Annotated in this window: 8 protein-coding genes and 1 pseudogene; 3 read left to right on the plus strand and 6 right to left on the minus strand. The window is 70.7% G+C overall.

Translation table 11 applies throughout. The features are described 5' to 3' along the window. Together SK571_RS34520 and SK571_RS34525 are read right to left on the minus strand one after the other, a co-directional pair. Positions 1-876 (minus strand): hypothetical protein, encoded by an 876-nt coding sequence (locus SK571_RS34520; protein WP_319988302.1) that lies wholly within the window; start codon positions 874-876, stop codon positions 1-3. A gap of 161 nt (positions 877-1,037) precedes the next feature. Continuing rightward, a complete protein-coding gene (locus SK571_RS34525; RefSeq protein WP_319988303.1) occupies positions 1,038-2,054 on the minus strand; it encodes a LacI family DNA-binding transcriptional regulator in 1,017 nt (338 codons plus the stop codon). Positions 2,055-2,083: 29 nt separating this feature from the next. On the opposite strand from SK571_RS34525, the gene SK571_RS34530 reads away from it, so the two are divergent. Beyond that, the gene (locus SK571_RS34530; RefSeq protein WP_319988304.1) at positions 2,084-4,927 is read left to right on the plus strand and encodes an AfsR/SARP family transcriptional regulator; all 2,844 of its coding nucleotides are present in this window, start codon (positions 2,084-2,086) and stop codon (positions 4,925-4,927) included. Here SK571_RS34530 and SK571_RS34535 read toward each other — a convergent pair. Both SK571_RS34535 and SK571_RS34540 read right to left on the minus strand, forming a co-directional pair. Continuing rightward, positions 4,913-5,386 carry a hypothetical protein gene (locus SK571_RS34535; RefSeq protein WP_319988305.1) on the minus strand — a complete coding sequence of 158 codons (474 nt, stop codon included), beginning with the start codon at positions 5,384-5,386 and terminating at the stop codon, positions 4,913-4,915. The genes SK571_RS34530 and SK571_RS34535 overlap by 15 nt on opposite strands. A 47-nt stretch (positions 5,387-5,433) precedes the next feature. Next, complete coding sequence (locus tag SK571_RS34540) at positions 5,434-6,873, minus strand: sigma-70 family RNA polymerase sigma factor (protein WP_319988306.1); 1,440 nt, start codon at positions 6,871-6,873, stop codon at positions 5,434-5,436. Between the two features lie 255 nt (positions 6,874-7,128). Here SK571_RS34540 and SK571_RS34545 point away from each other — a divergent pair. Both SK571_RS34545 and SK571_RS34550 read left to right on the plus strand, forming a co-directional pair. After that, positions 7,129-8,775 (plus strand): annotated as a pseudogene (locus SK571_RS34545) (glycoside hydrolase family 15 protein); the annotation flags it as partial. A gap of 58 nt (positions 8,776-8,833) precedes the next feature. Next, positions 8,834-9,130 carry a YiaA/YiaB family inner membrane protein gene (locus SK571_RS34550; protein WP_030477227.1) on the plus strand — a complete coding sequence of 99 codons (297 nt, stop codon included), beginning with the start codon at positions 8,834-8,836 and terminating at the stop codon, positions 9,128-9,130. Between the two features lie 9 nt (positions 9,131-9,139). On the opposite strand, the gene SK571_RS34555 is transcribed toward SK571_RS34550, so the two are convergent. Both SK571_RS34555 and SK571_RS34560 read right to left on the minus strand, forming a co-directional pair. Next, positions 9,140-10,354: a sensor histidine kinase gene (locus SK571_RS34555; protein ID WP_319988307.1), complete on the minus strand. Its 1,215-nt coding sequence runs from the start codon at positions 10,352-10,354 to the stop codon at positions 9,140-9,142. Then, complete coding sequence (locus SK571_RS34560; protein ID WP_319988308.1) at positions 10,351-11,034, minus strand: response regulator transcription factor; 684 nt, start codon at positions 11,032-11,034, stop codon at positions 10,351-10,353. The genes SK571_RS34555 and SK571_RS34560 overlap by 4 nt, the downstream gene beginning before the upstream one ends. Between the last annotated feature and the right edge of the window lie 84 nt (positions 11,035-11,118).

Here is an 11,118-nt window from a genome sequence, read left to right on the forward strand (position 1 = left end):
TCACTCGCAGGCGGTGCCGTCCTTGTCGTTGTCCAGCCCGTAGATGTCGGTACCGATGACGCGGATCGGGCCTGCCACGTAGGCGGGCCCGTTCCCGGTGCCGCCGGCACAGTCCACATCGGACGCGACCGGCACGCAACCGCTGTAGTTCGGGTCGCACGAGGGCTTCGGCGCCGGCTGCGGAACGGGCTGAGGCTGAGGCTGGGGTTGCGGCTGGGGTTGCGGCTTCGGCTGAGCGACCGCCGCAGGAGCGGTGGTGGTCGTCGTAGTAGTGGTCGTGGTCGTTGTGGTGGTCGACGTCGTGGTGCTGGTCGGCGCCACAGTCGTCGTGGTCGTGGTGGGCGAGGCCGTCGTGGTCGGACCGGCCGCACTGCCCTTGTCCGGCGCACCACCGACGGCGGCCCCGATGATGCCGATCACGAAGAAGAGCGCGAGCAGGCCGGCCGCGCCGATGGCCACCGGCGCCACCCACGACTTGCGCGCCGTCGTGACCGGCACGACCGCGCCACGGGGGATCTCCCGCGGCATCCGCAGCGAGATCTGCAACAGCCCGTTGCCGCCGCGCTGCACGAACGCGGCGCAGCCGGTCGACCCGCCGCCGGACTCCACGTGCATCAGCACGGGCGCATACCGTTGCGACATCAGGAAAGTCAGCTCGCCCACGCGGTAGCCGTCGAGCCGCACCTCGATCCCGCGCTGACCGCGGTGCTTGCCGGCGGCGATCACGCACCACGTCAGGTTCACGGCGACGTGCCGCGTCACGCCGTCCGGAACCGCGTACCGCGACAGCACGTCCTGGTGGTGCTGCTCGCCGGTGACGATCACCGTCACCTCGCCGGGAACCATCACCAGACCGGCGGCCGAGTTCTCGATCACTGTCGCGACTCCCTCGAGGATGGGCTTGTACGCCTCACCATCGAGAACTCACTGCCGGTGTTACCGACAGTGCCCCGGAGTTGTGCCGAACGGGTGAAAATCGGGCCGATTCGTCACGGACGGTCGACGATCGCCGATGTAAGTCCTTCCGAACGACCCGATCAGGCGCTGGAGCGCAGCACCAGCGACGTGGGCAGGAGCAGCGACGGGGGCAGCCCGTGCTCGCCCGCCAGCTCCGCGAGCAGCCGCCACGTCATCGTGCGCCCGAGCTCCTCGACGTCCTGCCGGATCGTCGTCAGCGGCGGTGTGGCGGTCGCGGCGAACACCGAGTCGTCGAACCCGACCACGGCGACGTCCTCGGGCACGCGCTTGCCCTGGGCGTGCAGCACCTGCAACGCGCCCAGCGCCATGATGTCCGCGGCCACGAACACCGCGTCGAGGTCGGGAGCCTTGCGCAGCAACAGTTCCATGGCCCGTGCGCCGCTCTCCGGCGTGAAGTCGCCGTGCGCCACCAGGTCCGCGGAGAGCCTGGCCTCGCTCAGGCCGCGCTTGAACCCGCTCAGGCGATCGGCGCCGACGGCCATGTCCTTCGGGCCGGCGACGGTGGCGATGCGCTTGCGGCCCAGCGACGCCAGGTGCCGTGCGGCCTCCAGGGCGCCGGTGAAGTTGTCGGCGTCCACGAACGGGACGGTGATGCCCAGCGGCCGTCCGCCGGACACCACGGGCAGGCCGATCTCGGCGAGCATCGGCACCAGCGGGTCGTCGCCGTGCAGGCTGACCAGCAACGCGCCGTCGACGTGGCCGCTGCTCAGGTAGGTGACGAGGTCACCGGTGTCCGACGGCTGGCTCATCATCAGCAGCAGCTGCATGTGGCGGCCGGCGAGCTCGGAGTGGATGCCCCGCAGCACACCGGCGAAGAACGGGTCGGACAGCACGCGGCCGGTCGGTTCCGAGACGACCAGGGCGATGGCGTTGGCCCGGTTGCCGGCGAGGGAGCGCGCGGCCTGGTTGGGGGAGTAGCCCAGCTGCGCGATGGCGGCGTGGACGGCCTCACGGGCCTTGGCGCTGACGTACTGCTCGTCGTTGATCACGCGCGAGACGGTCGACTTGGACACTCCGGCGACCCGCGCGACCTCTTCGATCCGGGGGCCGGGACGTCGCTTCGCCGTCTCGGTCATGCGGCCATCCTAGGCTGCCTGGCCGGACCATGATCTGTTCAGGTCCATCTTCGTTCCCCCTCTTCACGGCGGCGTGCGTCAAGTTTCCAAGATCGTCCGCACAAATTCCGCACAGCACCCCCGAGTTCTGGCACCATGCCCCCCGAGGAGGGCTAGTGCGGTATCGGCTTCTTGGGCCGCTGCAGATTTGGCGTGGGGGCGTGGAACTGCGGCTGGGCGGGCCCCGGCAAAGGGCACTGCTCGCGGCGTTGGCGCTGCATGCCAACGAGACGGTCAGTTTTGAACATCTGAGCGAGGCGGTGTGGGAATCTCCACCCGCGGCTCCTGAATCGAACATACGAACCTATGTCGCCGCCTTGCGCAAGCTCGTGCTGGACGACCTCGTCACCGTTCCGGGTGGCTACCGGCTCAAGGTGCCGGACGGAGAGGTCGACGTCGGCGTCTTCGAAGAGCTGTGCGCGGGCGGCGACGAGGCGCTGAAGCGGGGCGACCACCGGGCGGCGGTCGCGAAGTACGAGGAAGCGCTGGCGTTGTGGCGTGGCCCGGCGCTGGACGGCCTCACCGTGGGGCCGCGGCTCGAAGCCGAGCTCACGCTGCTGCAGGAACGGCGGCTCACCGTCGCCGAGCAGCACGCGCGGCTGTCGATCGAGCTCGGTCAGGGCGAGCGGCTGATCCCCGAGCTGCGGCGGCTGACCAAGCAGTTCCCGTTGCGGGAACAGCTGTGGCTGCAGCTCATGCACGCGTTGCAACGGGCCAACCGGCCGGCCGAGGCGCTGCAGGTCTTCGACGACGTGCGGGTGCTGCTCGCCGACGAACTCGGTACCGATCCGGGCGGCGAACTGCGTGAACTGCACGCACGGCTGTTGCGCGGCGACCAGCCGCGGCCGGCCCTGAACACGCTGCCCCGCGACGTCGCGGACTTCACCGGCCGCATCGCCGAGATGGACCGGCTGACCAGGGCGGTCACCGGCAAGGCAGCCGTCGTGATCTCGGCGATCGACGGCATGCCGGGCGTGGGCAAGACGACGCTCGCCGTGCACCTGGCGCACCGCCTGGAGTATCCGGACGGTCAGCTGTTCATCGACCTGCACGCGCACACCGCTGGCCGTGCGCCCGTGGAACCGACTGACGCGCTCGACGTGCTGTTGCGCGCGCTCGGCCTGGAGGAGATCCCAGTCAGCCTGGACGAACGGGCCGCCATGTGGCGGGCCGAGCTGTCCCGGCGCCGGTTGCTGGTCGTGCTCGACAACGCGGTGAGCGCCGACCAGGTCCGTCCGCTGCTGCCGGGCGTGCCGGGCTCGCTGGTGCTGGTCACGTCCCGCGCCCGGCTGGTCGAGCTGGAAGGCACCTCGACGCTCACGCTGGACGTGCTGTCCGAGTCGGAGGCGTTGCAGCTGTTCGCCACGATCGTCGGCGACGAGCGCGGCAACGACGCCGCCGCTCGTGAGGTCGTGGAGCTGTGCGGACGGCTGCCGCTGGCCGTGCGCCTGGCCGCCGGACGGCTCCGCAGCCGTCCCACGTGGACCACCGCCCACCTCGCGACGCGGCTGCGCGAGGGACGATTATCCGAACTGGACGCGGTCTTCGCGTTGTCGTTCAGCCAGCTCCCCGCCGCTCACCAGCGGCTCTTCGGCCTGCTGGGCCTGCACCACGGCACCGACTTCGACGTCCACCAGGCCGCGGCGCTGGCCGAGCTCGACCTGCTGGAGACCGACGGGATGCTCGAAGACCTCGTCGACGTGCACCTGCTGGAGTCGACGACGCTCGGCCGGTACCGGATGCACGACCTGCTCCGGCAGTACGCGCAGTCCCAGGTGGACAGCACCCGCGCGCCGCTGACCAGGCTGCTCGACCACTTCCTGGACACGGCGAACCAGGCGACGCGGCTGATGTCGCCCGCCGCGCGCAGGTACGAGGTCGACATCACCTACCGGCCGGAGTCGAGGCTGGTGCTGCGCGACTACGACCACGCGGTCGAGTGGCTGGAGACCGAACGCCAGACGCTCGTGGCCGCCGTGGCCCTGTCGCTCGACGGCGACTGGCGCACACACACGTGGCAGCTCGCACGCGCGTTGACGTTCTTCTGCATGGTGCGCGGCCACACGCGTGACTGGGCGACGATCAACGAACTGGCCCTGGAGGCCGCGAAGGACGAGCCGGTCGCGCTCGCGATCACCACGAAGAACTACGCGATGGTGTTCTGGCAGACCGCGCAGTACCCGAAGGCCATCCACTACAACGAGCGCGCGATCGAGATGCTCCGGGAGCTCGGCGACCTGCAGGGCGTGGCCGGCACGCTGAACAACCTCTCACTGGTCTACCGGACCCTCGGACGGCACGCCGAGGCCGCTGAGCTGCTCGAACAGGCCATCACCGTGGCCCGTCAGCTCGGCGACCGGCACCTCGAGTCGCAGGCGATGAGCAACGTCAGCAACATCTACAGCGCGCTCGGCCGTTACGACGAGGCGCTGCAGGCCTGCACGTCGGCGCTCGCGTTGATGCGCGAGATGGGCAGCCGTCGCGACGAGGCGGACACCCAGAGCGCGCTGGGCATGATCCTGCACGCCATGGGTCGGCACCCCGAAGCGTTGGAGGCGCTGGAATCAGCGTTGGCCGCCGTGCGCGCGATCGGTGACGTCACGACGGAAACCGTGGTGCTCAACTACCTCGGTGAGGTGTTGACGGCGGCCGGACGTCCCGCTGAGGCCGTCACGCGGTTGCACGAGGCGTTGGAACTGGCCGAACGCATCGACGACCGGCGTGAGGCCGCGAACGCGCACAAGCACCTCGCCCGTGCCGTCGCGGATGCTGCGGAGGCCGCCCGGCACCGGAAAGAGGCGGACGAGAGGTTCGCGGCGCTAGGCGTCGAGTGAGCGGGGGCCCGGCCTCCCGCCGGGCAGCACCGCGCCACGCGGCAGTCCGTCCCGCAGCAACGGCAACAGTCTGGGGTGCTTGCTCATGAGCACCGCGGCTGTGCCGTTGCGCTGCTGGATCCGGCGGCAGAAGTGCGGGGACAACGCCACCCCGAGGTAAGCGTCGGCACGGGGTCCGTAGACGACCGCGCCGCCGAGCCCGCACCACGCGGCCGCGACGGCCAGCCCGTCCGCCCAGACGTACCCCTCGACGTACGTCCCGCCGTTGTGGCGGCTCGCCTCGCTGAAGGCGTCGCTGAACGTCACCTGCGGCTGCAGCCTCGTCAGAGGGTCGGCGGACCACCACGTGCCCAGGTCGAGCACCAGGCCCTCCACGCTCGCGTGCGCCCACTCCGAGTCGTCGACGAGCGTGCGGAACGGTGCCTCCAGCTCCGTCAACGCCGCCGTGAGCTCCTCCACCCGCCCATGGTGCGGTGCCCGGGCCGATCTCGCTGTCCGAAGTGGACTCAGGCCTGCGCCTGGGCGATCGTGATCGGGATGCTCACCTGCACCGGTCCCGCCACCCCGGTGATGACCCCGTCCCCGGCCTTGGGACCCGCCTGCAGCCGGGCCCGGAACGTGATCGTCTCACCGGGCGCCAGCGTCTGGCCGCCCTCGCACGTCACGGTGCCCTTGGCGGCCGGGCACCCGATGATGCCCGCCGAGGTCTTGCCCGCTCCCACCGTCTTGATCTTGTCGGGCATGGTCAGCGTCAACGTTGGCACCGTGGTCGGCGCCGTACCGTTGTTGGTGATGCTGATGTTCATCTCGTTGGGCGGTCCGTCGGTGGTCATGGCGACACCAGCGGGCGCCGACCCGGACAGGTTGGCCGCCGCGGGAGCGATCGTGTTGTTCGTCGTGGTCGCTGGCCCGGCGGCGCCGCTCGTCCCCACGCCCGGTGCAGCCGAACCGGCGGAGGTGCCCGCCGGCGCGCTGCCCGAGTTCTGCTTCGAGCCGGGCTGACCCGGCTGGCCGGTCTGCGACACGCCCTGCGAGCTGCTCGTGCCGGTCGCCGGGGCGGCGCCGGGGATCGTCGAGGACGGCCCGCCGTCCGAGCTGACGACTCCGGAGGCGGCGACGACCACGACGGCCGCGGCGGAGGCGGCGACACCCAGCCACGAGGTCAGGCTGACGGTCACCGCGGCGCCCTTGGACGCGGCCGCGGCGGCGGCGAGGTAGCCGGCGGTGCCCGTGCCGAGCACGATGGGGGCGACGAGCCCGCGCAGCGCGCCGTTGACGTCGGACAGTTCGCTGGCGAGCTTGCGGCATTCGGCGCAGTCGTCCATGTGCGCGTCCAGTTGGACGGCGTCACGGCCCTTGAGCCCGCCGCGGGTCCAAGCGCCGAGCTTCGTCACCGTGGCGCGGCACTTCTCCGTCGGCTCCTGGTTGATGTGCGCCTGCAGGAACGCCTTGCGCAGGCCTTCCCGCGCGCGGAACGCCATCGCGGAGACGCCGTTCGCGGTCAGGCCGAGGAGCGGCGCGATCTCGCCGGGCGACTGGCCCTCGATCGCGGTGTGCCACAGGACCGTCTGCCACCGTTCGGGCAGCGTCGCGAACGCCGTCGCGGCCAGCGCCTGGTCGAGGTCCTCGACCGCCTTGTCGCGGAACGGCACGCTGGTCGCCTTGGTGGCGCCGGGAACCTCCTCGATGTCACCCGCGAGCTCGAGCCGCTTTTCCTTGCGGGTGCGGTCGTACGCCGCGTGCCGCACCGCCGTCAGCAGGTACGGCCGGAAAGCGGTTCCGGGACCGCCACCGCCGCGCAACGCGGCGAGGACCTTGGCGAACGCCTCCGCCACCAGGTCGTCGGCGTCCGAGGACGACGTGGACAGCTGCATCGCCAGGATGGTCGCCGAGCGCACGTGCCGTTCGTAGAGCTTGCCGTACTCCTCGACCTTGCCGTCTCTCACGGCATCGATCAGGTCGGCATCCGACGACGGTCGTCCACGCTGCCCGATCAAAGAAAGCCTCTTAACGTGATGCCCTGTGGTGATACGCGGACCCTATCGACATGACTCAACACGAACAATCCACGCATCCGAACCCGATGTAATAAAAGAGGTTTAGGACTCGCGTAAGTCTTGTCCAACACAGGACTGATGGCCCTAGCGCCTACTTACCTTCCCTGCGTGGACTTCCTGACCCAGCTGGTTCCGGTGCGCGCGGCCGTGCCGATCGAACGGCACAGCCTGCTCTCCGACCGCCGCGCCTTCGCCCTGGTCACGCCGGACGCGGACGTGACCTGGCTGTGCCAGCCGGCACCGGACTCACCCGCTTTGTTCGCAAAACTAATCGGTGGTGACGGGCATTTTTCGGTGCGGCCCCAAAGGAACCAACTTCCTCTGGGCCAACGGTACGCGTCCGGCGCGATGTCCGTCCGAACCCGCTGGACGGGTCTTCAGGTTACCGACAGCTTGGCCGGTGGATTGGTGCGTTCGGTCGAAGGGCGGGTGCCCGCGGTGGTGGAGTTCGCGCCGCGTCCAGATTTCGGCCGGGAAGTTGTCCAGTTGGAACCCGTCCCCGACGGCCTGCGCCTGGCGGGCACGCCGATCGAACTGCACTCGCCCGGCGTGGACTGGCGGATCTCCGGCGGCACGGCCACCGCGGTGATCACCCCGCCGGCCGTCCTCGAACTGCGCTGGGGAGCCCCGGAGTCCACAGAGGACTGGCAGGACTGGTCCTCCGGCCTGCACCTTCCCGCCGATCACCGCGAACTGGTGCGACGATCCGCCCTCACGCTGCGCGCCCTGTGCCACCGGGACACCGGTGCCGTCCTCGCCGCCGCCACGACCTCGTTGCCCGAACAGATCGGCGGCGTCCGCAACTGGGACTACCGCTACTGCTGGCTGCGCGACGCCGCCCTCACCGCGCAGGCACTCGTTTCGCTCGGATCGACCGACGAGGCAGGCGCTTTCCTGGAGTGGCTGCACCGGGTTCTCGCCACCGCCCGCGGCCCGGAGGAGCTGAACCCGCTCTACACCGTGCACGGCACCGCGCTCGGTCCGGAGGTCGTCGTCGACCTCCCCGGCTACGCGGGTTCGGGACCCGTCCGCGTCGGCAACCTCGCCGACCAGCAGGTGCAGCTCGACGTCTTCGGCCCGATCGCCGATCTCGTCCTCGCGCTCGCCCTGGCCCGCGGCACCCTCGCCGACCGGGACTGGGAGGTCGTCACGGCCATGGTCCGCGCCGTGACCCGCCGCTGGCACGAACCCGACCACGGCATCTGGGAGGAACGGCACGTCCCGCGCCACCGCGTTTACTCGCGAGTCATGTGCTGGCAGACCGTTGACCGCGCCATCACCCTCGCCGAACGCTTCGGCCGTCCCGTCGACCCCGCCTGGCCATCGCTTCGTGCCGAGATCGCCGCCGACGTGCTCACGCACGGCTGGAATCCCGGCGTGCGCGCGTTCACCACCGCCTACGACGGCACGGACCTGGACGCGGCCTCTCTGCACGTGGGCCTGTCGGGGTTGCTCGATCCGGCGGACGAACGGTTCCAGCTGACGGTCGTCGCGGTCGAGGAGGTGCTGCGCAGCGGGCCGACGGTCTACCGCTACCTGCGCGACGACGGCCTGCCGGGCGGCGAGGGCGGGTTCCACCTGTGCACGACGTGGCTGATCGAGGCCTACCTGGCGGCGGGGAGGCGCGCGGACGCCGAGGAGCTGTTCGAGAGCTTCGTGAAGCTCGTGGGCCCGACCGGGTTGCTGTCGGAGGAGTACGACCCGATCGCCGAGCAGGCGCTGGGCAACCACCCGCAGGCCTACTCGCACCTGGGGCTGATCCGCTGCGTCCTGCTGCTGGACGGAACATGACCTGGACTTGAGTAGCCGTACTCATGACAGCCCGGGTGTGACCCAGGACTCTCGGATCATGACCTCTGCCACGCCCTCGCACACACCGACGACCGCTGCCTTCTACGTGCAGGCGGTCCTCTCGTTCGGGCTCTCGCTGACCGCCGTCGGCATCGGAGTCGTGTTCCTGCCCGTCGACGGATGGGTGCGCGCGTTCCTGGGCATCGCGATGCTCTACACCGTCACCTCGGCGTTCACGCTGGCGAAGGTGCTCAGGGACCGCCAGGAGGACACCTACATCACCAGCCGGGTGGACAGAGCCCGGCTGGACAAGCTGCTCACCGACCACGACCCGTTCAAGATCGACGTTCCCTGACCGAGGGGGTCAGGGGTGGCCCTGCCACAGCCGCCACGCGCGAGGGCTCGCCGGCTCGTGGTGGCTGTCGGCCTCCCCGAACCGCAGGCGCACGCGAGCACCGCCCAGCCGTCCGCGCTCCAGGTGGATGGTCCCTCCGGTCGCCTCCGCGGCGGCACGGGCGATGTCCAGGCCCAGCCCGGTCGACCCGCCGCCGCTGCTGCCCCGGTGCAAAGCCGAGGAGGGATCGGCCAGGCCGGTGCCGCCGTCCTCGACCACCAGCGTCACCCACCCGCCGTGCCGCACCACCGACACCCCGACCGGAGCGGCGGGAGGCGTGTGCCGGAAGACGTTCTCCAGCAACGTGTCCACCACGGCGCCCAGCGCGTCGGGCGCCAGCGGCACCCAGCACGGCTCGCCCACGTCGATCTCGCACATCCGGCCCTGATCGGCGGCGTGCGCGGACCAGAACACCATCCGCGTCCGCACGACCGACGCCACGTCGCACGTGCCCGCCTGCTCACCTTCGGTGGGCTGGAGGGACTGGATGATCCGGTCGACGTCGTGCCCCAGCGTGCTGACGGCGCTGCGGATCCGGTCGGCGACGGGCCCGGACCCCACCGCGTCGGCGTCCAGCCGCAGGGCCGCCAGCGGGGTCCGCAGCCGGTGCGACACGTCCGCGATCATCTCGCGCTCCTTCGCGAGCAGCTGGGACGTCCGGGACGAGGCCTCGTCGATCGACGCCGCCAGCGCCTCCAGTTCGCGCGGCCCGCGCAGCCGCACTCGCCGCCCGACCGACGTGGTCAGCTGCCGCAATGCCGCCAGCACGGGCGTGAAAGGCCTGTGCCCCAACCACACCGCCGCGCCCAAGGTCACCAGCGCGACCCCGATGACCAGGGACACCGGCAAGAACGGGAACGGCACGGCGGCGGGCACCACCGAAACCACCGCCCCGTCAACGGAAGCGACCGGCGTGCCACCGCCGGCCCCGAGCCGCGTGCCGTCCTTCAGCACCACGGACAACCGCCCTTCGGCGCCGGCGGTGGTGCGCGCGATCGTTCCCCGCACGGCATCGGGATCCGCGGACACCGCCAGCACCCCGGCGACGACAGCCGCGTCCCGCCGATCGGCCTCGGTCGCGGCGGCCGCGGCGTGCGAGTAGATCAGAAACCCAGCCGTGGCCACGAAAACCAGGGCGACCAGACCGGCGGCGAGCAGCAGGGCGCGGGTGATGACAGCCCTCATTCGGGCGCCGCCAGCTTGAAGCCGACACCCCGGACCGTGTGCAGGTAACGGGGATGCGCCGCGGTCTCGCCGAGCTTGCGCCGCAACCAGGACGCGTGGACGTCGATCGTCTTGTCGTCGCCCACGTACGGATTGCCCCACACGGCCTGGATGAGCTCTCGCCGTGAGATCACCCGGCCCGGCCGTTGCGCCAGATAAGCCAGCATGTCGAACTCCCGCCTGCTCAGCGCGAGAGCGGAGTCACCGAGCGTCGCCGCCCGCTGGGCGAGGTCGATGCGCAACCCACCGAGTTCCACGACCTCGGACGGCGCCGAGGAACCACCCGTGCGACGCAGCAACGCGTTGATCCGCGCGGCCAGGTGCTCGGCCGAGAACGGCTTCACGATGTAGTCGTCCGCACCCGCGTTCAACGTGCTCACGACCGAGGCCTCGGCACCCCGCGCGGTCGCCACGATGACCGGCACGTTGCTCACCCCGCGCAGCATCCGCAGCGCTGCGACGCCGTCCAGGTCCGGCAGTCCGAGGTCGAGTATCACCAGGTCCAGCTCGGAGGTCCCCGCCTCGCGCAGTGCGGCCACGGCGGTGCCGACAGCCTGCACGACGTGCCCGAGGTCGGTCAGCGCGTGCACGAGCGCCGCCTGGACCACCGGGTCGTCCTCGACCACCAGCACCTTCGACATACACGCAGCGTAAGGAGCGAACCCGCCGATGGGGAGGGGTGTCACGAGCTTATCGAGATCGTGTTTCGTCCTTAAATCTCCCTT

The organism is Lentzea kristufekii (assembly GCF_033949925.1).
In the GTDB taxonomy this organism is placed as follows: Bacteria; Actinomycetota; Actinomycetes; order Mycobacteriales; family Pseudonocardiaceae; genus Lentzea; species Lentzea kristufekii.